General features: G+C 50.3%; 17 protein-coding genes and 1 tRNA gene. 16 read left to right on the top strand and 2 right to left on the bottom strand.

From position 1 onward, the window contains the following. Positions 1-1,094: 1,094 nt before the first annotated feature. The 12 genes from V3C10_13410 to V3C10_13355 all read left to right on the top strand — a co-directional run bounded on the left by V3C10_13410 (position 1,095) and on the right by V3C10_13355 (position 13,918). A complete protein-coding gene (locus V3C10_13410) occupies positions 1,095-2,426 on the top strand; it encodes an SLC13 family permease (protein ID WVP60315.1) in 1,332 nt (443 codons plus the stop codon). A gap of 371 nt (positions 2,427-2,797) precedes the next feature. Further along, positions 2,798-3,511, top strand: a complete 714-nt coding sequence (locus V3C10_13405; GenBank protein WVP60314.1) for an IMP cyclohydrolase — start codon at positions 2,798-2,800, stop codon at positions 3,509-3,511. Between the two features lie 54 nt (positions 3,512-3,565). Next, positions 3,566-4,744, top strand: a complete 1,179-nt coding sequence (locus V3C10_13400; GenBank protein WVP60313.1) for a phosphoribosylaminoimidazolecarboxamide formyltransferase — start codon at positions 3,566-3,568, stop codon at positions 4,742-4,744. A gap of 108 nt (positions 4,745-4,852) precedes the next feature. After that, positions 4,853-4,935: transfer RNA gene (locus V3C10_13395), tRNA-Leu, on the top strand. Positions 4,936-5,356: 421 nt separating this feature from the next. After that, on the top strand, positions 5,357-6,334 hold the full coding sequence (locus tag V3C10_13390) for an aldolase catalytic domain-containing protein (GenBank protein WVP60312.1): 978 nt from the start codon (positions 5,357-5,359) through the stop codon (positions 6,332-6,334). 119 nt (positions 6,335-6,453) lie between these two features. Next, positions 6,454-6,789, top strand: a complete 336-nt coding sequence (locus V3C10_13385) for a zf-HC2 domain-containing protein (protein ID WVP60311.1) — start codon at positions 6,454-6,456, stop codon at positions 6,787-6,789. A gap of 77 nt (positions 6,790-6,866) precedes the next feature. Then, the gene (gene polA / locus V3C10_13380) at positions 6,867-9,539 is read left to right on the top strand and encodes a DNA polymerase I (GenBank protein ID WVP60310.1); all 2,673 of its coding nucleotides are present in this window, start codon (positions 6,867-6,869) and stop codon (positions 9,537-9,539) included. Positions 9,540-9,569: 30 nt separating this feature from the next. Further along, positions 9,570-10,148, top strand: coding sequence for a dephospho-CoA kinase (coaE, locus tag V3C10_13375; GenBank protein ID WVP60309.1), 579 nt, complete (start codon positions 9,570-9,572; stop codon positions 10,146-10,148). Positions 10,149-10,153: 5 nt separating this feature from the next. Next, complete coding sequence (locus tag V3C10_13370; protein WVP60308.1) at positions 10,154-10,951, top strand: MBL fold metallo-hydrolase; 798 nt, start codon at positions 10,154-10,156, stop codon at positions 10,949-10,951. 40 nt (positions 10,952-10,991) lie between these two features. Continuing rightward, positions 10,992-11,264, top strand: a complete 273-nt coding sequence (locus V3C10_13365) for an ACT domain-containing protein (protein WVP60307.1) — start codon at positions 10,992-10,994, stop codon at positions 11,262-11,264. Positions 11,265-11,298: 34 nt separating this feature from the next. Next, complete coding sequence (locus V3C10_13360) at positions 11,299-12,663, top strand: PFL family protein (protein WVP60306.1); 1,365 nt, start codon at positions 11,299-11,301, stop codon at positions 12,661-12,663. 13 nt (positions 12,664-12,676) lie between these two features. Beyond that, positions 12,677-13,918 (top strand): SAM-dependent methyltransferase, encoded by a 1,242-nt coding sequence (locus tag V3C10_13355; GenBank protein ID WVP60305.1) that lies wholly within the window; start codon positions 12,677-12,679, stop codon positions 13,916-13,918. A gap of 164 nt (positions 13,919-14,082) precedes the next feature. Here the strand turns inward: V3C10_13355 and V3C10_13350 are convergent, their stop codons facing one another. Then, complete coding sequence (locus V3C10_13350) at positions 14,083-15,426, bottom strand: nucleotidyltransferase family protein (GenBank protein ID WVP60304.1); 1,344 nt, start codon at positions 15,424-15,426, stop codon at positions 14,083-14,085. Positions 15,427-15,721: 295 nt separating this feature from the next. Between V3C10_13350 and pta the strand changes: the two genes are divergently transcribed. From pta to rpmF, 4 genes are all read left to right on the top strand, one after another. Continuing rightward, positions 15,722-16,723 (top strand): phosphate acetyltransferase, encoded by a 1,002-nt coding sequence (pta, locus tag V3C10_13345; GenBank protein ID WVP60303.1) that lies wholly within the window; start codon positions 15,722-15,724, stop codon positions 16,721-16,723. A gap of 65 nt (positions 16,724-16,788) precedes the next feature. Continuing rightward, positions 16,789-17,979 (top strand): acetate kinase, encoded by a 1,191-nt coding sequence (locus tag V3C10_13340; protein WVP60302.1) that lies wholly within the window; start codon positions 16,789-16,791, stop codon positions 17,977-17,979. A 185-nt stretch (positions 17,980-18,164) separates the two neighbouring features. Next, on the top strand, positions 18,165-18,689 hold the full coding sequence (locus tag V3C10_13335; protein ID WVP60301.1) for a DUF177 domain-containing protein: 525 nt from the start codon (positions 18,165-18,167) through the stop codon (positions 18,687-18,689). A gap of 2 nt (positions 18,690-18,691) precedes the next feature. Then, positions 18,692-18,874 carry a 50S ribosomal protein L32 gene (gene rpmF / locus V3C10_13330; protein ID WVP60300.1) on the top strand — a complete coding sequence of 61 codons (183 nt, stop codon included), beginning with the start codon at positions 18,692-18,694 and terminating at the stop codon, positions 18,872-18,874. A 204-nt stretch (positions 18,875-19,078) separates the two neighbouring features. Here the strand turns inward: rpmF and V3C10_13325 are convergent, their stop codons facing one another. Next, the gene (locus tag V3C10_13325; GenBank protein ID WVP64627.1) at positions 19,079-21,430 is read right to left on the bottom strand and encodes a response regulator; all 2,352 of its coding nucleotides are present in this window, start codon (positions 21,428-21,430) and stop codon (positions 19,079-19,081) included. Positions 21,431-21,898: the final 468 nt, after the last annotated feature.

Genomic DNA, 21,898 nt, shown 5'->3' with positions numbered 1-21,898 from the left:
TTATACAATATCGTGACGAAAAATGTCAGAAAATATCATTGAATTTTTCTTAATTTTTTAGCGGACGGTTGATTTTGGGTGAATTAATGCCGCGCAAATAAATGTATGAGGGGCGTCTTTATTTCTGTGCGCTTTCTGAACGCAGGGAGGGTCGGGGGGAGAATATACTAATGGTAGGGATTTAGTTGAGATGCGAGGACGCCTCTGTAAGACGGCGGACGGGGGAGTGGGGTGGATGGATGAGTCTTCAGTCCCGGTTTATAGGGTGTGGTGAGGGGGAATCCAGGAGAAAAAATTCCTACGGGGACTCGCTTCCGCTTGTGGAATGCGCAGCGGATGCTAGCTTCGTGAGAAACCTCAGCAAGCACCGGCGGATTCCAAGGTCTCCCTTCGGAAAGTTTTCTCCTTCCTTCCCCGGGCAGTTTGTCGACGGGACTGAAGACTCAGCGAAGTGTATTGCCCCGTCCGCCGGCTTCAGGGCTGATTGTCTCTTTCGTCAAGTAAGGGGGAGGTATTGTCGCGGCCACTATGGAGTCGTGAATCTTTTACCGTAAGAAGGTAATTCGGGTTGAATTCAGAGAAAAATCCAAAGCTATATTTAATGATGAATTAAAAAATTCAATGGTTATTCAAGGATAGGTCAGGCGCTAAAGTTCAGACTCATCAATTGAATACCATGCAGGAGGCATTCTCCTGAAATTCGAGGAAACGTAGTGGCAGCGACAATACCTCCCCCCTTTGAAGGAATAAGAGCAAATCAGCGGCCGCAGGCCGGGGTTCGGGATGGCGACAACCTTCGCGTCTTCAGTCCCGGGGTATAACCTTCCCGTGGGGAATCCGGGAGAAAAAGATTCCGGAGGGAACCTGGGAGTTCATCGGCACTTACCGAGGTATTTCACGAGGTTAGTGTCCGTTATGTACTCCAAAGAGCGCGAGCGTTTCCCGAAGGAACTTTTTCTGCCCGGATTCCCCACCCGCGACAACCTGCAAGCCGGGACTGAAGACTCACACCCTCCCCTCACCATCCCGCCCCCCGACCGTCCCGGCGGCGTTCTCCTTCCTCAACTAAATTATAATTTAAGGAGGAGCTTTTTATGTGGGAAGTATTAAGTAACCCGATTACGGTATCCGTAATCGCACTGTGTGTTTTATGTCTTTTTAAAGTAAATGTCATTCTGTCACTGATTGCGGCTTCACTGATTGCGGGTATGGTCGCAGGGATGAACCCGGGACAGATTATGGGGATTTTTGTGGAGAATCTGGGGGACAATGGGGAGACGGCCATCAGTTATCTGCTGCTCGGGGCATTTGCAGCCGGACTGGCCCGCGTCGGCATTGCCGATATGCTGGCAAAGAAGCTGGCCGGCATCATAAAGGGAAGGCGTTATGTGCTTCTTGCGATGCTGGCAGTCTGCGCCTGTATATCCGGTACGCTGATTCCGATACATATCGCATTTATACCAATCCTCGTTCCGACGATGTTGTCCCTGATGAATGAGATGAAACTCGACCGCCGGGCCGCGGCCTGTGCGCTTGCCTTTGGCCTCGTGACTCCCTACGCCACGCTGCCAATCGGATACGGCCTGATTTTCCATAACATTGTGGCATCTAATATGACGGATAACGGGATGCCGGTCGATACCTTCCAGGTGTGGCACAGCAACTGGATCCTGGCGATTGGAATGGTTGCCGGAATGATTCTGTCGATCCTTTTCTTTTCGAAAAAAAGGGAGTATCAGGATATTGCCGTTGAGAGCATGGCGGTGAACAGTACGGAGGTAGGCACAGGGCAGGGCGTACGCAGTAAAATCACCCGCCAGCAGCTTGTTTCCCTGCTGGCAATCGCGGCAACGGTGGTTGGCCAGCTGATGTATAATTCCATGCCGTTCGGCGCCGTGGCCGGACTGATCGTAATGATTGGCGGAGGAGCCGTGCCGTTAAAGGATGTCGATCAGGTTGTGGATGAAGGAATCCGCCTGATGGGAGTCGTGGCGGTTGCTCTGCTCGTGGCTGCCGGATATGCGGGCGTGGTCAAGGAGAGCGGGGCGGTGGATACGCTCGTCACCTCCGCACTGGCAATCCTCGGAGGGAATAAGGCTTTTTCAGCCGCGGTTATGCTCCTCATCGGCCTTTTGATCGACATGGGAATTGGAACCTCATTCGGGACGGTGCCAATCCTGGCTGTACTCTATGTTCCGCTGTGCGCGCAGCTTGGATTCAGCCCGGCCGCGACGGTTGTCCTGATTTCAGCAGCAGCCGTTTTGGGGGATGCAGGCTCACCGGCCTCCGATACGACTCTGGGGCCTACGGCGGGGTTGAACGCGGACGGCCAGCACGACCACATCTGGGACACCTGTGTGCCGACGTTTATCGTGTATAATATTCCGCTTCTGATATGCGGTTTTATCGGAGTTATGATTTTCTAAAGAGAAAGTGCGCGCAGGCCGTGAATCAGGAGATTGACGGCCTGCCCATTTTTATGTATTATAGGAAAGGGCCAGGAACCTGTTCTCAGAACAGCGGGATTGAGCGGAAAACTGTTATAAGAATAACAAAATAAACGATAGACTATTATAAGTTCAGCTTCTAAGAAAAAATCAATAAAACTAACTGGTAAAGAATGAGGAAAATGGTATATAATAGAATCAGGTTACTTTTTAAAATTACGATGATAGAGTCCGCACAGCGTACTTTTCATTGACGGCAGCGGGCCGTGTGCAGGCCATACGGGTACCTGCCGCAGCAGAATGAGATAAAATCCAGGATATCAAAAGAGCGCAATCAGGAGGTCCATACTATGAAAATGTTATCTATTGCAGAGGAACTGAAGAATAATTCCTACCCCGGCCGCGGAATTATCATCGGCAGATCGGCGGACGGCACAAAAGCCGTAACAGCCTATTTTATCATGGGAAGAAGCGAGAACAGCAGAAACCGTGTCTTTGTGGAGGACGGAGACGGAATCCGCACACAGGCTTTCGATCCATCAAAACTCACCGATCCGAGCCTGATCATTTATGCACCGGTCAGAGTGCTGGGCAATAAGACAATTGTGACAAACGGCGATCAGACCGACACGATTTACGATGGGATGGACATCCAGCTCACGTTCGAGCAGTCACTCCGCTGCCGTGATTTTGAACCGGACGCACCGAACTATACACCACGTATTTCGGGTATCATGCACATCGAGGACAGCGGCTACAATTATGCCATGTCCATCTTAAAGAGTGACAATGGCAGACCCGATTCCTGTCTGCGTTTTACCTATGCATATCAGAATCCGATACCGGGAGAGGGCCACTTTATCCACACCTATATGCAGGACGGCAATCCGCTTCCAAGCTTTGAGGGGGAGCCAAAGAGGATTTCCATTCCCGACGATATGGACGAGTTCGCAGATCTTCTGTGGGAGAACTTAAATCCGGACAACAAGGTTTCTCTTTTTGTGCGTTATATTGATATTGAAACAAGGAAGACACGCTCGAAGATCATAAATAAGAATCAGTAAGACACCGCTGCAGTTCATTTTACTGTAACGCTTAATACAAAGGAGGAAGTTTTAATGAAAGAACTGGAGTTAAAATACGGCTGCAACCCCAACCAGAAGCCATCCAGAATCTATGTGGAGGACGGAAGCGAACTGCCGATTCAGGTGCTGGGCGGCCGTCCCGGATATATCAATTTTCTCGATGCATTCAACGGCTGGCAGCTTGTGAAGGAGCTTAGACAGGCCACGGGACTTCCGGCGGCGGCATCCTTTAAACATGTATCACCGGCCGGCGCGGCGGTGGGACTGCCTCTCGATGAGACGATGAGAAAGATTTACTGGGTGGATGATATGGGAGAGCTGTCACCGATCGCCTGTGCCTATGCGAGGGCCAGGGGAGCGGATCGTATGTCCTCCTTTGGGGATTTTGTCTCCCTGTCCGATGTCTGTGACGCAGACACGGCCCGCCTGATCAAACGCGAGGTTTCCGACGGTGTCATTGCGCCGGGATATACGGAAGAGGCCCTGGAAATTCTGAAGGCCAAGAAGAACGGAAATTATAATGTGATTCAAATCGATCCGGACTATGTTCCGGCGCCTGTGGAGAAAAAACAGGTATATGGAATTACGTTTGAGCAGGGTAGAAATGAGCTTAAGATTGACAGGGAACTTCTTTCCAATATTGTGACGGAGAATAAAGAGCTTCCTGATTCGGCTATAATTGATATGATTGTTTCACTGATCACCCTCAAATACACGCAGTCCAACTCCGTCTGCTACGTGAAGGACGGACAGGCAATCGGCGTGGGCGCGGGACAGCAGTCCAGAGTACACTGCACGAGGCTGGCCGGCCAGAAGGCGGACAATTGGTTCTTAAGACAGGCGCCCCAGGTGCTGAACCTTAAGTTTGTGGACGGCATCCGAAGGGCCGACAGGGACAATGCCATCGACGTGTACATTGGGGACGAGTATATGGATGTCCTGGCGGAAGGCGTATGGCAGAATATATTTAAGGTGAAACCTCCCGTATTCACACGCGAGGAGAAAAGAGCCTGGCTCGATCAGATGAGCGGCGTAACCCTTGGCTCCGATGCATTCTTCCCGTTCGGCGACAATATCGAGCGCGCCCATAAGAGCGGCGTTAACTATATCGCACAGCCGGGCGGCTCCGTGCGCGACGACAATGTGATCGAAGTATGCAATAAATACGGAATCGTGATGGCATTCACGGGAATCCGCCTGTTCCACCACTAGGCAGCCGGAAATGTAATTGCCGATAGGGAAAAGAAAAAGCTGAAAGCGGATAAAAAGTAGTTGCATTTTTCTCACAATTTTGGTAATATAATATTCGCTGACAGCGTAGCCGGCCTGTCGGAATGGCAGACGAGGTGGACTCAAAATCCATTGGTGGCAACACCGTACGGGTTCAAGTCCCGTGGCCGGCACTCCTTGGCAGGGGCAGCCCCGGAATCTTTTTTATAAGGTTCCGGGGCTTTTCTTTTTCTTTTTTACGTTGACAAATGAAATTCGATACACTATAATGCAACTAACTATCTGACAGGAGTGTTCATTATGACAGCAGACCGCCTTACATGTGTAAATTCAACAGGATATACATTTTATGGCTACTGGTACTTTTATTTTGTACCGGTTTTTTTGCTGTGCATGAGCATTCGAGTATAGTCAGAAGCGATCAGTAGCCACACACTGAACAGAAAATGATGAGCCGATGTCTGCATGTGCAGGGATCGGCTTTTTTTATATCATAGGAAAGTGATCCTATGATATAAAAAGCCCTCCGGGCAGGAAGCGCACTCGCGCGAAGATGTAATATGCCGCAAAAGACGGACAGAAAGGAGACGAATCATGGAGCAGAAAATTTTGGATTGCACGTTAAGGGATGGAGGACTGGTTAACCGTTTTTATTTTACGGACGACTTTGTACGCGGGCTGTACCGGGCGAATCTTCTGGCCGGTATCGACTATATGGAATTCGGATATAAAGCTTCTGAAGCGCTGTTTGACCGAAGAGAATTCGGCAAATGGAAATTCTGCCGTGAAGAGGATATCAGGGCCATCGTCGGGGATAATAAAACTTCCATGAAGATTTCCGTTATGGCCGATGTGGGAAGGACCGATTACAGGAAAGACATCCTGAAAAAGGAGGACAGTGTAATCGATATGATAAGGATTGCCACCTATGCGGATAAGATGGATGAGGCGCTCGATATGGAGGAATACTGCCGGGGCTGCGGCTATGAGACGGCGGTTAATATTATGGCGGTTTCGAATAACACCGAGGCAGAGATAGAGGAGGCCCTTGGGAGTGTGAGGGGCAGCAGGGCCGACGCCGTTTACCTGGTGGACAGCTACGGTTCTTTTTACCCGGAAGAGATTGGCAGGCTGACGAGACGCTATATTGAAATGGCTGGAAAGTGCGGCAATGGAAGAGATGGCGGTGGAACAGAAGATGCGGTCCGCAGAGTCGGAATCCATGCGCACAACAACCAGCAGCTTGCTTTTGCCAATACCATCGAGGCGATGAGAAACGGAGCGTCCCTTCTGGACGTGACGGTGAACGGGATGGGAAGAGGAGCCGGGAACTGTTCGACGGAACAGCTTCTGGGATATATGAGGGGATTGGAGCGGTACGATGAGCTGCCGATTATTGAATTTATAGAAGAGCAGGTGCTGCCCCTGAAACAGGCCGGAGTGCTCTGGGGATATGACATTCCCTATCTTCTGACCGGGCAGGGAAGCAAGCATCCTTCCAAAGCCATCGAGTTTGTGGAGAACCACAAAACGGAATACTCCGGGCTGTTCCGTCAGTTAATGGGCGCATAAACACCGCATATTCCTGTTCAATCTCTTGAAAAATCGGGTATAATATTGTATGATATACGAAAATGGGCAGAGCAGGCCTTGAAAGGGCTACGCTCTGCCGTTAAAATGGAGGTGAGGCAGTGACTTGTCAGGAAGCGGAGCATCTGGTGACGCCGTATATTAATGATAAGCTGACCGGCGACGAGATGGAAGAGTTTTTAACGCATATTGAATCCTGCAGGAACTGCCAGGAAGAGCTTGAGATCTACTTTATGGTGGATGTCGGCCTGAAGCAGCTCGATAAAGGAGACGGAACCTTTGACATTGCGGGCGCCCTTGAACGCAGAATCCAGGAATCCTATGCCAGGGTGCAGAGAATGTGGGCATTCCGGACACTTCGCTATGCGGTCAATACACTGTGCGTTATGGCGGTGATTGTGACGGTACTCCTTCAGTTTCGAATCTGGCTTTATTAAATCGACAGAACAGGGTTACCGTTTGACGGCCCTGTAAAAACAGCGCTGCAAGCAGTAACAGGACAGGAGACAATGAAATGAGCAAATTAGTATTAATAGACGGCCACAGCATATTGAACCGGGCTTTTTACGGTGTGCCGGAACTGACCAATTCCAAGGGACTGCATACCAATGCAGTATACGGTTTCCTTAACATTATGTTCCGCGTCATTGAGGACGAAAAGGCCGATCATATTGCGGTCGCATTTGACCTTAAGGAGCCTACGTTCCGCCACAAGATGTATGAGGCATATAAGGGAACGAGGAAACCGATGCCGGAGGAACTGCACGAACAGGTTCCCGTGATGAAGGAAGTGCTGTCTTCCATGGGAATCCCGATTCTGACCCGCCCCGGTTATGAGGCCGACGATATTCTCGGAACGATAGCAAAGCGCTGCGCCGCTCAGGGGGTGGAGGTTTCCATCGTATCGGGGGACCGGGATCTTCTCCAGCTTGCCGATGAGAAAATCAAAATCCGCATGCCGAGGACTTCCAGGGGAGCAACGGAGATTAAGGACTATTATCCGGCCGATGTGAAGGCGGAGTATCAGGTGACGCCGACGGAGTTTATCGACGTGAAAGCTCTGATGGGCGATGCTTCGGACAACATCCCGGGCGTGCCGTCCATCGGTGAGAAGACGGCGACCAGCCTGATTGTAAATTACGGCTCCATCGAGAAGGCATATGAGAACATTGACGAGGTGAAACCTCCGAGGGCCCAGAAAGCGCTGAGGGAGCACTACGATATGGCTCAGATGAGCAAAGAGCTTGCCACTATCTGCATTGACTGTGATATTGAGTTTTCACTGGAAGATTCAGAAATAACCAATTTATACACACCGGAAGCATATCAGTATATGAAGCAGCTGGAATTCAAATCGATTCTCCAGAAGTTTGATGCCGGTGTTTTTTCCACGTCCAAGGTAGAGGAACATTTTAAGACCGTTACGGAATTTTCGGAGGCGGAGAAGATTTTTAAAGAGGCGGCTTTGAAACCGTCGGCCGGAATGCAGCTGATTATAGAAAACGGTGACGTTGCCGCCCTGGCGCTCTGCTATGGGGAGGATCGGATATACAGTATCCCGGCGGCCGGTTTTATAACGGGAGAGTACCTTGCCGATAAGATGGAAGGTCTCTGTACGGAGGTGCCTTCGGTCAGCGTGCTCGACTTAAAACCCCAGCTTCCTTATTTAAAAGGAAGAGACAGACGGGTTGTGGACGGAACCGGCAATGAGAACGGCGGTGAATCCATGTTTGACGCAGGCGTGGCGGGATATCTGCTGAATCCGCTGAAGGATACCTATGATTACGACGATCTGGCCAGGGATTATCTGGATATGACGGTTCCCTCCAGAGCCGATCTCATGGGCAAAACGTCATTTACGGCGGCATTCGATATGATGCCTGATAAGGCGCAGACCTGCATCTGCTACATGGCGTACGTGGCATGGAAGGCGAAGGAGGCTCTCGTAAAGAAACTGGAAGCCGCCGGCATGCGCAAGCTGTTTTTCGATATAGAGATGCCCGTTATCTACAGCCTCTACCATATGGAGGAGGAGGGAATCTGTGTGCGCAGGGAGGAACTCCACGATTACGGCGAGAGACTGGGAGAGCAGATCGGTACGCTGGAACAGGAGATTTACCGGGATACGGAAACGGAATTCAATATCAATTCCCCGAAACAGCTGGGGGAAATCCTCTTTGACCGGATGAAGATGCCGGGCGGAAAGAAGACGAAGACCGGTTATTCCACAGCGGCCGATGTCCTTGAAAAGCTGGCGCCGGAGTATCCCGTAGTCAGAAAGATACTGGATTACAGGCAGCTTACAAAGTTAAAATCCACCTATGCCGACGGCCTTGCCGCTTTCATCCGGGATGACGGCCGGATACACGGCACCTTCAACCAGACGATTACCGCCACCGGCCGCATCAGCAGCACGGAGCCGAACCTTCAGAATATCCCGGTCCGCATGGAGCTTGGAAGGGAAATCAGGAAGGTATTCGTTCCACAGGAGGGCTGTGTGCTCCTGGATGCCGACTACTCCCAGATCGAGCTGAGAGTGCTGGCCCACATGTCGGGGGACGAGCGTCTGATTGAGGCGTATAAAAAAGCGGAAGACATCCATGCCATCACGGCCTCGGAGGTATTCCACGTGCCGCTTAACGAGGTGACGGCGCTTCAGAGGCGTAACGCCAAAGCGGTCAATTTCGGTATCGTATACGGAATCAGCGCTTTTGGTTTAAGCGAGGATCTCAGCATTTCCAGGAAGGAAGCGCTTGAGTATATCAGCCGGTATTTTGAGACTTACCCGGATGTGAAGAAATTCCTCGACCATCTGGTGGAGCTTGGAAAAGAGCAGGGATATGTGGAGACGATGTTCGGCAGAAGACGCCCCATTCCGGAACTCAAATCGGCAAACTTCATGCAGCGTTCCTTCGGTGAGCGTGTGGCGATGAATTCCCCGATCCAGGGCACGGCGGCCGATATCATCAAGATTGCGATGATCCGGGTGGACGGCAGGCTGAGAAAAGAAAATCTGCGTTCCAGACTGGTGCTTCAGGTACACGATGAACTTCTGATCGAGACATGGACGCAGGAGCTGGAAACGGTCCGGAAGATCCTGGAAGAAGAGATGAAGAATGCGGCCCACTTAAAGGTGGAGCTTGAAATAGACATGAAGACGGGGCATTCCTGGTTTGAGACAAAATAGCGTAAGAGATATGGAATGTGGAGGAAGAGTATGAAGGTCATCAGCATCACCGGAGGTGTAGGCTCTGGAAAGAGTGAGGTGCTCCGGATTCTTAAGGAGGAATTCGGAGCCGATGTCATTATAGCGGACAAGGTGGCACACCAGCTTATGGAGCCGGGAAAAAAGGGATACAACCGGGTGCTTGCCGCCTTTGGAAATTCGTTTCTGAATGCCGACGGCAGTATCGACAGGCAGAAGATGGCTGAGCTGATATTTAAAGACAGGGAATCCATCGAAAAGATGAATTCCATTATCCATCCGATGGCATGGAGTGAAATCGAACATGCCATCGCCCACTCCGATAAGGAGATTGTGGTGGTGGAAGCTGCTCTCTTTGATGAGGAGCACAATCACATGTTTGACGAGATCTGGTATGTTTTCACAAATCGGGAGAACCGGATCAAAAGACTCATGGAAAGCCGGGGCTATTCAAAGGAAAAGTGCCTGGAGATTATGGCAAACCAGGTAACGGAGGAGGAATACAGGGCCCAGGCGGATCATGAGCTTGACAACAACGGAACCGTGGAAGAAGTACGTATTCAGATAGAAAACTTATTGAAAGAGGAATAAGACAGATGCGGATGGTAAGTATAGCGAGCGGCAGCAGTGGAAACTGTATTTATGTGGGCAGCGATGAGACCCATATTCTGATAGACGCCGGAATCAGCAACAGGAGAATTGAAAAAGGATTGAACGAAATCGGGGTGTCTGGGAGTGACCTGGACGGAATCCTGATTACCCACGAACACTCGGACCATATAAAGGGACTAGGAGTTCTGGCAAGAAAGTACGGAACGCCGATCTACAGCACAAAAGAGACGCTGGAGGAAATCGGCAATGTGAAAAGCCTGGGTGACTATCCAAGGGAGCTTTTCCATCCCATCTGCCACGATGTGGATTTTCGCATCGGGGATTTGGAGATAAAGCCGTTCCGCATTGATCACGATGCTTCGAACCCCGTGGCCTACCGGGTGCAGAACAACCGCAAATCGGTGGCTGTGGCAACCGATATGGGGCATTATTCCCAGTACATAATCGACCGCCTGCAGGGATTGGATGCGATACTTTTAGAATCCAACCACGATGTGAAGATGCTGGAAGCGGGACCGTACCCATATTACCTGAAACGGCGTATCCTGGGAGATTACGGCCATCTTTCCAATGAGAATGCAGGACGTCTTTTAAACTGCATCCTTCACGACAATTTAAAACATATTTTCCTTGGGCATCTGAGCAAGGAGAATAACTATGAAGAACTGGCATACGAGACGGTGCGTCTGGAAATCAGCCAGGGAGATTCGCCGTATACGGCATCCGACTTCCCAATAACGGTAGCAAAGCGTGACGATATGTCCCCCATTGTTACAATATAGATTCAGTACCACATACAGACAGAAAAGAGGAGGAACCGCTATGAGCAAAATTATTATCACTATCGTTGGAAAGGACAGAGTGGGTATCGTTGCCAAAACCTGTAATTATCTGGCAGAAAACGGGATGAACATTCTGGACATCACACAGACTATCCTGCAGGAATATTTTAACATGATGATGATCGTGGATATTTCCAAGTCCCCGAAGTCATTTGATGACATGGCAAAGGAACTGGAGAAGGTAGGCGAGGAGATCGGCGTTACGATCCGCTGCCAGAGGGAAGAGATCTTTACCAGTATGCACCGCATCTGATGACAGAGGCCGGAGAAAGGACGGAAACAGACACATGATAAATATGTTCGAAGTATTAGAAACCAACAACATGATTGCCCACGAGAAGCTGGATGTGCGTACCATCACCATGGGTATCAGCCTTCTGGACTGTGTAGACAGTGATCTGGCAAAGCTGAATGAGAAGATTTACAATAAGATCACAACTTATGCAAAGGATCTCGTTTCAACCGGAGACGCCATCGGAAGGGAATTCGGCGTTCCCATCGTCAACAAGAGGATTTCCATCACCCCGATCGCCCTGGTGGGAGGAGCCGCCTGCAAAACCTCCGAAGATTTTGTGGAGATTGCAAAGACGCTCGATAAGGCGGCCAAAGAGGTCGGCGTCAATTTTATCGGCGGATATTCGGCTCTTGTATCCAAGGGCATGACACCTGCCGAGGAGCGGCTGATCCGCTCGATTCCGCAGGCTCTTGCAGTCACCGAACGTGTCTGCAGCTCCATCAATGTCGGTTCCACCAAAACGGGCCTCAATATGGACGCGGTAAGACTGATGGGTGAGATTATCGTGGCTACGGCAGAAGCGACCAAGGATAAGGACTCGTTGGGCTGCGCAAAGCTCGTTGTGTTCTGCAACGCGCCGGATGACAACCCGTTCATGGCCGGAGCGTTCCACGGCGTAACAGAGGCGGACGCGATTATCAACGTCGGCGTCAGCGGCCCGGGTGTTGTAAAAACCGCCCTTGAAAAAGTACGGGGAGAGAATTTTGAAGTTCTCTGCCAGACAATTAAAAAGACGGCGTTTAAAATCACGCGTGTCGGCCAGCTTGTGGCACAGGAAGCTTCCAGACGTCTCGGCGTGCCCTTCGGCATCATCGACCTTTCCCTGGCGCCGACTCCGGCTATCGGGGACAGCGTAGCCGAGATTCTGGAGGAGATCGGCCTGGAGCGCACCGGAGCTCCCGGAACCACGGCGGCCCTGGCTATGCTCAACGATCAGGTGAAAAAGGGCGGCATCATGGCTTCCTCCTATGTAGGCGGATTGAGCGGCGCATTTATTCCGGTCAGCGAGGATCAGGGGATGATCGACGCGGTTTCGGAGGGAGCGCTCACCCTTGAAAAACTGGAGGCAATGACATGCGTATGCTCCGTCGGACTCGATATGATTGCGATTCCGGGAGATACAAAGCCATCCACCATTTCAGGAATTATCGCCGATGAGGCGGCAATCGGAATGATCAACCAGAAGACAACGGCGGTCCGTCTGATTCCGGTAATCGGAAAGACCGTGGGAGACACGGCCGAATTCGGCGGCCTCCTGGGATATGCCCCGATTATTCCGGTCAATAAATTCTCCTGTGATGCATTTATCAGCAGGACGGGCCGGATTCCCGCGCCTGTCCACAGTTTTAAAAACTAAGAAGATGGAAAAGATGACGGATAAGAAAGAAGAACTGGCAGAAGCACTGGACTGCTTCTTAAACGGGGAGCTGGAACGCATGATTTTCAGCAATCCCCGCAGCCGTGAACACTATATCAAAATGACGGTGCGTCCCCTGATACTCAAGGGGGCGCTCAAATTTCAGGTGGAAGAATTTACGGAAAAGCAGGCGTTCCAGAAAAATATGGACAGGGATGAGGCGGCGGCCTACCTGCAGAAGCAGCTTAAAGAACTTTACCGGAATGCGGAGGCGGTTTCACGTCTCGGTACGATGAATATTCTGGTGGGAAAGAAGGGAACGGTCACCGTCAAAAAGAAGATGAAGATGGCTCCCGGCCAAAGCGGCGCCCCGGAAGTTCCGGGAACTGTGATCCCGGAGGATCTGGCGGAGCGTCTGTCCGGCCACAACAGAAAGAAGAATTACGTCCTGCAGGAGGGAGTGCCCGTCCCGTTTCTGGCGGAGCTGGGAGTCATGACGCCCGAGGGCAGGGTGGTAAAGTCCAGATACGATAAATTCCGCCAGATAAACCGGTTTCTGGAGTTCATCGAGGATATTCTTCCGAGGCTCGATAAGAACAGGACCAATACGATTATCGACTTCGGCTGCGGCAAGTCTTATCTGACCTTTGCCATGTATTATTATCTGAAGGAGCTGAAGGGATATCCGATTCAGGTGGTGGGCCTGGATTTGAAGAAAGACGTGATTGCGCTCTGCAACAGACTCAGTGAAAAGTTCGGGTTTGACGGCCTTCATTTTTACCACGGCGACATTGCGGGCTATGAGGGGGTATCACATGTCGATATGGTGGTGACGCTTCACGCCTGTGATACGGCCACGGACTATGCGATGGCCAAAGCAGTCCGCTGGGGAGCGGAGGTGATTCTCTCCGTACCGTGCTGCCAGCATGAGCTGAATAAGCAGATTGGCAACGAACTGCTTTCCCCGGTTCTGGAATATGGGCTGATAAAGGAGAGAATGTCGGCGCTCCTCACCGACGGAATCCGCGCGGGCCTTTTGGAACAGGCCGGATACAGGACGCAGATACTGGAATTTATCGATATGGAGCACACCCCGAAGAATATCATGATCCGCGCAGTAAAACAGGGAAAACCGAAAAAAGACGATGGGAAACTGCAGAGGATGATGGAGGAACTGCATGTGGAACCGACTCTCTACCGGCTGTTAAAGGAAGAGGGTGGAGAAGAGGATGAAGCTCGGAATAGAGAACCGTAAAGAGGCAGATTGCAGTAAGTTGAAGATCCAGCAGGCAATTAAATAGAAAACCGACGGAACGCGCCTTTGTGAGGCGCGTTCTTTTGTCATCACTTTTGAGGGAGCAGCGGAGTCCGCCAGCATCGGTGAGCGGGAGTGCCTCCGGTGCTTTATAAAGTCATTGGTCATTCCGCTGATTCAGTACCGCAGACAATAACACCCTGCGTATATTCATTCCTAAAGGTTCCACCCTTAGATGCGCGGATCATCTGGTAAATATGGGCCGCCTCAATTTCCTGCCTGAGCATGGAGAGGGCCGTACCGCCCAGCAGCTTACCGGCATCGGCCAGCTTAGTGATGAGAGGGACAAAAGAGGAGCGTTTAAGGGCGCTTAAGAGAGGAAGGGAGTCCTTTCTGAAACCCAGCACCCTGGCGTATGGGGCATATCCGTTTTCTTTGTAGAGGCCGACATCGGATTCATGCAGATTAAGGATAAGGTGCAGGAGGGCCCGGCTGACCCTGGTGTAAGTTAACTGCCTGGTTTTCAGCTCCTGAATCCGTTCCTCAAAAGATACGGGGGAAAGCGCGCCTTTCCTGATGCGCGCGTCCAGTTCCGGCGTCAAATCGGCGATACCGGTCCAGTCTCCCTTCAGGATCCGGTAGTTTAATATAGAAGAAAAATCATCACTGAAAACGGGCTGTTCCCGGGTTATCATCCGATAGACGCAGGCGGGAACCATGGAAGAGAGCGCATCTGTTGTCACGGTTTCCGGTGAGCCAGGTAAGTACGGCAAGTCTGGTGAGACCGGTAAGTACAGTGGGACCGGTGAGCCTGGTGAGGAGGACGGGACCGGCGGATTCTGTCCGGAGGCGACAATCCGCCGGATCGCCGAGGCGGAGGCCAGACAACGGTCCGGATTTCCAATCCCGCTTCGAACCGCAGTATCGTGATAGGCCTGGCCCTCTCTCCGGATGGTATGGAACCGGAGCGGACTTCCAAGGGCCATCCCGGCTCTGATGTATTCAATCCCGAGGATATTGTTCGGGGAGGCCAAAACGGCCTGATCGTCCGGAGACAGGGAGGAGAGAAGCGCCTGATGCCTCGCTTCGGGATAGGTCATTCCCTGCTTCAGGCACTCCTTCAGCGTCCGTCTGAATTCCTCCGGTTCATCTGCCAGCAGGCCGGCAATTCTTGAGAGGGGAGCGATATCGCCGCACTCGCTGCCGAAGCAGATGGAGTCCACGGCTCCGAGCGCCGTAAACAGGGCGACGCCGTAGGTGGCAAATTCCCTGGCGGAGGCGGTGGAAAAAGCCACCGGCATCTCAAGCACCAGATCGGCGCCCGACGACAGGGCCATGGAGGCGCGGACATACTTGTCATAGATGGCCGGAGCTCCCCGCTGTACATAGCTGCCACTCATCAGCGCGATACAGTAATCGGCGCCGGTCAGTTCTTTTGATTTCCTGATATGGTAAAGATGGCCATTGTGAAATGGGTTATATTCTGTGATGAGTCCAACGATTTTCATGATTTTTTCCTGCTTTTTTGAGTTTTTCTGATGAATCATGTAACCAAATTTTACAATCGCTGTGAACCGTAACGTTGAGATTGCAATAAGACTTATATTGGCCACCTGATTTGGTTACAATTATATAAGAGGAAGGAAATTTCGTAAAGGGTTAAGTACGGTTAAAAAAGAAACAAGCCTGTTAAAAAAATAATTAACCCGAAAATGGAAATTATCTCTTGTATACAATAAACAAGTAGTATATAATGTTAGCAGAATAAAGAACACACACACTTATGAAAGGGGTTTTTTGACCATGGCATTTATTGATTTAATGAAAGAGAAAGCAAAACAGGACAAGCAGACCATCGTTTTACCGGAAAGCAAAGATAAGAGGACTCTGATTGCAGCCGCTAAGATTTTAGAGGAGGGTACAGCAGATCTGATTATGGTAGGTAAAGAGGAAAAGATCCTGGATGGTGCCGGATGGTTGGAAGTAGATCTTACAGGAATCAAGGTGGTAGACCCGGACCTGGATCCGAACTTTGAATCTTATGCAAATACCTTATTCGAACTGAGAAAACATAAAGGGATGACTCTTGAAAAAGCAAAAGAGCTCCTGAAGAACGACTACATCACCTACGGTGTTATGATGGTTAAAGAGAAAGATGCGGACGGCCTGGTAGCCGGAGCATGCCACGCTACGGCGGACACCCTGAGACCGGCTCTTCAGATTTTAAAGACAGCGCCGGGCACGGAGCTTGTATCCGGTTTCTTTATCATGGATGTGCCGAATTGTGAATTTGGCTGTAACGGAACCTTCCTGTTTGCAGACTGCGGCCTGAACCAGGATCCGACTGCTGAGGAACTGGCTGCCATCGCAGATTCCAGCGCCAAGAGCTTCCGCGCCCTGGTAGGTGAGAAACCAACCATCGCAATGCTTTCACACTCCACGAAGGGCAGCGCCCACCATGCTCTCGTTGACAAGGTGATCAAGGCTACCGAGATTGCACACGAGAAATATCCTCAGCTTGACCTGGACGGTGAATTACAGCTTGATGCGGCTATCGTACCGGAAGTAGCCAAGTCCAAAGCAAAAGGAAGCGAAGTGGCAGGCAATGCCAACGTTCTGATTTTCCCGAACTTAGACTGTGGTAATATCGGATATAAACTGGTGCAGAGACTTGCTAAAGCGGAAGCTTACGGCCCAATGCTTCAGGGTATCGCCAGACCGGTTAACGATTTATCCCGTGGCTGCTCTGCGGAAGATATCGTCGGTGTAGTAGCTCTGACCGCAGTACAGGCTCAGATGTCATAATTCCGGCATCCGGGAACCGTTCTGCAATATTAAATGAGATTATGGAAAAGTGAGAGGATAATAAAATGAATATATTAGTAATCAACTGTGGCAGTTCATCTTTAAAATACCAGTTAATCAACTCTGCTTCTGAGGAAGTTCTGGCAAAAGGCCTTTGCGAGAGAATTGGAATTGACGGAAAGCTTACGTACCAGCCGGAAGGCGGAGAGAAGGAGAAATCCGACGTTTCCATGCCGACCCATACGGAGGCAATCGACGCTGTCATCAAAGCGCTGACCAACGAGAAGACAGGCGTTATCAAGAGCCTTTCCGAAGTAGGCGCAGTAGGACACCGTGTCGTACACGGCGGTGAGAAATTCACTTCCTCCTGCATTATCAACGAGGAGTCCTTAAAAGCCATCGAAGAGTGCAATGAGCTTGCTCCATTACACAATCCGGCCAACCTGATCGGAATCCATGCATGTCAGGTACTGATGCCGGGCGTACCGATGGTAGCCGTATTCGACACAGCTTTCCATCAGACAATGCCTGAGAAAGCATTTATCTACGGTCTTCCTTATGAGTACTATGAGAACTACAAAGTAAGAAGATACGGTTTCCACGGAACATCCCACAGCTACGTATCCAAGAGAACGGCTGAGATTGTTGGAAAGCCATACGAAGAGATGAAGATTATCGTTTGCCACCTTGGCAACGGAGCCAGCGTATCTGCAGTTGACTGCGGCAAATCCGTAGACACCAGCATGGGACTTACTCCACTCGAGGGTCTTGTAATGGGAACACGTTCTGGTGACATCGATCCGGCTATCTTAGAGTATGTCGGCAAGAAAGAGAACAAGAACCTTGACGAGCTTATGGAAGTGCTGAACAAGAAATCCGGCCTTCTCGGAATTTCCTGCCTCTCCAGCGACGGACGTGACTTAGAGGATGCCGCTGCGTCAGGCAATACCAAAGCCCAGCTTGCTCTCGACATCTTCGATTACAGAGTAATCAAATATGTAGGCGCTTACGCAGCAGTTATGAACGGTGTGGATGCCATCGCATTTACGGCAGGCATCGGCGAGAACAATAAGGAACTGAGAAAGAATGTGTGTGCGAACCTCAGCTACCTTGGCGTTAAAATCGACGACGAAAGGAACAACGTAAGAGGTGAGGAGAGAATTATCTCTACCGACGACTCCAAAGTGAAAGTTCTTCTTGTACCGACCAACGAAGAGCTTGCAATCGCAAGAGAGACTCTGGCCCTTGTAAAATAATTGATTCAGTTTATAATACCGGACAGGCAGAGCTGCAGGAATTGCGGCTCTGCCTGAACCCGGCTTTGAGAAGAGCGGCAGATGTGGTATAAAATTTGTCGAAAATTTGGAATAATATACAAAATAAGCATTGACAAACAAGAAACCGCTATGTATAATATCATAGTGCGTATTAGGAGATTAGTATGCTGATAAATTTATCTGAACTTTTTACCTGTGAAGGGAAAAGAAAGGTTTATACGGTATCATTCGAACTTGCTTCCATCAAATTCAGCGGCGATGTTTATACGATTTTGAAGGCGGAACCATTTGAACTTGAGATAGCGAATATCGGCGGCAAGAAATTCACGATGTCGGGACAACTTTCCGTTACCGTGGAGGCACCCTGTGCCAGATGCCTTGAGCCTGTATCTTTTGTCTGTGAACTTACATTTGATCGGGAGCTTGATCTCGGCAAGGGGGAGGAACAGGAAGACAGTTTGGATGAAGAGCCGTATTTAAGCGGTTATAGTCTGGATGTAGACCAGTTGGTTTGTAACGAACTGCTACTGAGCTTGCCTATGAGAGTCCTGTGCAGCGAAGACTGCAAAGGGATTTGCAATAGATGTGGAACAAATCTCAATCACGAGACTTGTACCTGTGACACTAGGTCGCTCGATCCACGGATGTCAGTTATCCAGGAGATTTTTAATCAATTTAAGGAGGTGTAACCATGTCTATCTGTCCAAAGAACAAATCTTCCAAAGCAAGAAGAGACAGCCGCAGGGCTAACTGGAAGATGAGCGCTCCAAACTTAGTAAAGTGCAGCAAATGTGGCGCATTAATGATGCCTCACAGAGTATGCAAAGCTTGTGGCTCTTACAATAAAAAAGAGATCATCAAAGTAGAAGACTAATTTTCTGCTGAGCAAGAAAAGCGAAGTCAAGGCCTGTAGGGTTTATATCCTACAGGCCTTGTTTACGTGGAAATAACCGGAAAAACAATGCGGCAAATTTACATCTGACCAGGGAAAAAGCCGCCAAAAGCAGGATTTATAATAACCTGAGAATTGACGGCTTGAATCAGTCCATTGAAAAATAGCGGAGGATAAATGAAAGCGCTATATAATCCACCGCCGCAGGGTCTCCATGAGTATTCCGATATCAATCGGCTTTGCGATATGGTCATTCATTCCCGCGCTGTGGGCCTTTCCGATATCGGATGCAAATGCATTGGCCGTCAGGGCAAGAATAGGAACGGCAGAGGCGTCCCCGCGCTTCAGGGCGCGGATTGTCTGCGTTGCCTTATATCCGTCCATCACAGGCATTTGAATATCCATCAGAATACCGGCATATTCTCCGGGGGCGGAGGCTTCAAACCGATTGACCGCGGTTAAGCCGTTTTCCGCCGTATCAATCAGAAAACCGTGTGTTTCAAGCAGCTCGACTGCGATTTCGCGGTTGAGCTCATTATCCTCTGCCAGCAGAAGCTTCTTACCGGCTAAAGCGGCATCCGCCCGCTCACGCAGGGCGCCCCGGGTATCGGAACGGTCGATTCTGCAGAATTTATGGAAGGTGTGTACCATCTTTGACTTAAACAGCGGCTTGGTGATGAAGGCATCCGCGCCTGCCGCACGGAACTGCTCCTCAATTTCGGAAAAGTCATAGGCGGAAATAATGATAACCGGTGTATCCGTGCCGACTTTTTTCCGAATCAGCTTTAATGTCTCCAAACCGTCGATGTCCGGCATGATCCAGTCCAGGATCACGGCAAAGAAATCATCCGAAGCTTCATGGGCCGCAGCGACACGGCTGACGGCCTCACGCCCGGACAGTACCCAGCTGCACTGCATGCCCAGTTCATTCAGAATCTCTGAGACGCTTTCACAGATAATCCGGTCATCATCCACGATCAAAACCGGCAGCCCGGCCAGCTCGGCGTCATCGTTTTCCGGCTCTTCGCTCAAATCGAAGGTGACGGCAACGACAAACTGGCTGCCCTTTCCCGGAGTGCTTTTCACTTCGATGGTGCCGTTCATCATGCGGACGATATTCTGTGTAATTGCCATGCCGAGGCCGGTACCCTGGATATTATTGATTCTGGCGTCGTCCGCCCGGGAGAAGGGTTCAAAAAGATGGGAGATAAAATCCTCATGCATCCCGATTCCGGAGTCGGTGACGACGAAGGAGTACTGTCCCTTCCCCTTTGCAAAGGAGGGGGTCTCCTGGATACGCAGCTTGATGGTTCCGCCTTCGGGTGTATATTTTATAGCGTTGGAAAGCAGATTTACAAGTACCTGCTGCAGACGTCCTCCGTCCGTCACAACTTTTTCATGGCGGACCCGGTTGGCATTTACCTGCAGTGTCTGATGCTTTTCTGCGACCAGGGGACGGAACACATCCATCACATCTTCAATCAGCTTCGGAAGCGAGACATCTTCTGACGTCAAATCGATCTTTCCGCTTTCAATTTTGGACATATCCAGGACCTCGTTAATCAGATTCAGCAGATGGCGGCTGGCCGTGTTGATTTTTGTAAGGCAGTCCTGTATTTTCTCCGGGGAGTTTAAGTTTGACTGTGCGATGACCGACATGCTTATGATGGCGTTCATAGGCGTACGGATATCATGGGACATGGAGGACAGGAAGTTGGTCTTGGCGTCACTGGCAATCTGGGCTGTCTTACAGGCGTCCTCGAGAACCTGTCTCTGCCGCGCCTGTTCCATCCGTTCCCTGGTCACGTCAAGGCCCACGCTGTAATAGGAGGGGATGCCGTCCCAACTGTCTTCGGCGCTGACAAAGCTGAACGACAGCGCAAGTATTTTGATGTCTCCATGAAATGTGACGATACGTCCCTCTGCGGCTGTAGGCGTATTGCTCACCCTTGAATGATCCATGATATCGGTTATCTCTGCAATGTCGTCCGGATGCACATAGGTACACTGGGAATGGAGTTCCTGTTCAAACTCCTCCTTTGTATAACCGATTAAATCCAGAAAACCGCCGCCGTACCAGAGGATCGTTCTCATATCTCTGGCGTCCACACGCGCGAATCCGCCATGGACGCTGTTAATCAGCGCATCCCGCTCCTGGTCCTTTTTTGCCAGCTTGAACTCTGCGCTGAACGCATCATGGGAGAGTTCAAGACGCGCCCGGTGTCCTTCCCAGTCGATTTCCAGATTACGGATCATAAATGTCCGTCCCAGGGTGGGATTATAAAATTCCCAGTTATAAAATTCTTCCTTACACAATTTATCGTTGGTGCAGAAGGGGCAGGGGGAGGTACGCCCCTGGATTACCTCATAACATTTACGGCCCACCGCTTTCGGCGCAAGCATGCCGAGAACCCCGCAGGAAGTCTGATTCAGGTACAAAAGCTCGTAAGTATCGATATCACTGACATAAGCATTGCCTTCGTATGAATCACTGGCAAAACCGAACGAGAACGAGCGTCTTCTGGAAGTTCTGTGCAGGTGGGTACGGTAACGGGACTTTGGCAGGTATTCGTCTGCATTTAACAAAAGAAAACATACGGGCTGCACCACTTAAGGGAGCCGCGTTTATCCGGAAACAGCGTTCCATATCCCCGGCCGTGTACCCCGGCAGCTGAACAAAACTGACGATCATTTCTTCAATGGAGAGAGATTCGTCTATACGGTCTTTCAATATTCCCACCTGGAGACTGATGTCCCCATCTGGAATTTTAAATTGGCCTGATCTGTTATTTTATCATGTTTATCTTCCCAAACGTCTGAAAATACTGCTTTGCTTATATTCATAATCATTCTGATTGCTATCGGTATAGCAAAGGAGATTATAAATATCAACTGAAACAGCGGCATGAAAATAAACCGGAATAACAGAGAGAATATGGAAGATCACGCAGGGAGGAAAAGGGAGGGAGAAGAAAGGAGGGAGGAATTAAAAAAAAGAAATGAAAA

This window comes from [Clostridium] symbiosum, assembly GCA_036419695.1.
GTDB classification, from domain to species: Bacteria; Bacillota; Clostridia; order Lachnospirales; family Lachnospiraceae; genus Otoolea; species Otoolea symbiosa_A.
Note: the sequence above shows the minus strand (reverse complement) of the source record. Positions and strands in the feature narration are given on the sequence as shown.